The organism is Syntrophomonas sp. (assembly GCF_028707975.1).
Taxonomy (GTDB): Bacteria; Bacillota; Syntrophomonadia; order Syntrophomonadales; family Syntrophomonadaceae; genus Syntrophomonas.
This window is the reverse complement of sequence record NZ_JAQVZX010000097.1, coordinates 1-1,382: the sequence shown is the minus strand read 5'-3', so window position 1 is coordinate 1,382 and position 1,382 is coordinate 1. Positions and strand designations below refer to the sequence as shown.

Sequence of the window (1,382 nt, the reverse complement as noted above, 5' to 3'; positions counted from 1 at the left end):
TCCCCAAGAAAAATGCCCATTACTTTCGTTTTAGATTTATAATGAGGTATAGAATAGCTCGTAATAAATTATTCAATGGAGGTGTAGGTTTTGAGTCATCATACAACAATTGAAGTGGACAAGGCAGCTTTGTTTAAGAGCCTGGAGCAAGGTATCCTGGCTTTTGAAAAGGGATTTCCCCTGGAGGATTTTAAAAAGGGTAACTATGGGCAGCATCCGCTGATAACCCTTTTAACCTGTGCGGATTCCCGTATGCCGGTCAATATTTTCGGGGAGATTTTTAACCGCATTTTTTCCGTGGAGAACATCGGCAACCAGGTTAAAACCAATGAAGGCTCCGTTCTTTATGGCCTTCTGCACCTGCATACCCCGCTGATGATTGTGGCCGGGCATAGCGATTGCGGAGCTATAAAGGCGGCGGAATCCAATTTTGTAGATGAGCCTATGGGCATTCGGAATGAATTGTCCATAGTCAAGAATTCACTGGAAGAGGCCCGGCGTAAGAGTGGGCTCAATTTTGACGATGAGCCGGGGCTGAAGTTCACCAAGCTGGCCGAAGTTAATGTGGATATGCAGATTGATTACCTTTTAGCTAATTATGCTGTGGCCGATCTGGTGGAAAAAAATGAGCTTTTGCTGGCAGGGGTAATGGTGGATCTGCATAATATCTATGGCAACGGGTATGGAATGCTTTATACCAGTAATATTAACGGTGAGCGCAATAGTAGTATATTAAAGAGTTATTCCCACCTGGGATTGCTGGCTGATCGCGCCCGGCGCCTGACTTCATATTAACTCCGCAGGCTCGCGTGTCGCAACCAAGGATGAGAGAAACAAGAGGTGCAAAATATATCAACAGGACCGTCCCTGTGATATGCTTGACAAAAAGAGCCGGCTTAAATCTTTAGCGGCTTTTTCGAAGCTTAGCCCGTTTTCCAGCAGAAAGTCCGGGTTTAAAACCGCTTGAATGGATGCGCTTATTACGGTAACCAGTATGAGCGGATCGCAATCCGGCAGGAACTCGGTACCCTCCTTTTGGCTTATGGCGCTAATAACCATCTGTACTCGTTCCAGGCGAAAGCGGTCGATTTTTTGCCAGAGATGGGGATAATATTGCCGCAGGTCATTTAGCCCGCGGGGACCGATTATAAAATGACCGTGCTTAAAGAGATAGTTTAAAATATAATTAAAAATATTTATGGGGTCGCTTTCCACCGCCAGGATATGGTCGGCGGCAGCCGCCACTTCAACCAGAAAGCGGTTTACAGCGGCCTCAATTATTTCATCCTTGCTGCGAAAGTAACGGTAGATAGTCCTTTTGCTTATTCCCGCCTGGCTCGCCAGTTCATCTACGGTAAATCCATGCAAACCCCGCATCCGGG

General features: G+C 46.4%; 2 protein-coding genes. One reads left to right on the top strand and one right to left on the bottom strand.

The features are described 5' to 3' along the window. Positions 1 to 90 precede the first annotated feature (90 nt). Positions 91 to 795, top strand: a complete 705-nt coding sequence (locus PHP87_RS10040) for a carbonic anhydrase (RefSeq protein WP_299920935.1) — start codon at positions 91 to 93, stop codon at positions 793 to 795. A 57-nt stretch (positions 796 to 852) separates the two neighbouring features. On the opposite strand, the gene PHP87_RS10035 is transcribed toward PHP87_RS10040, so the two are convergent. After that, the coding region (locus PHP87_RS10035; RefSeq protein WP_299920934.1) for a TetR/AcrR family transcriptional regulator at positions 853 to 1,382 on the bottom strand (530 nt) is incomplete at its 5' end.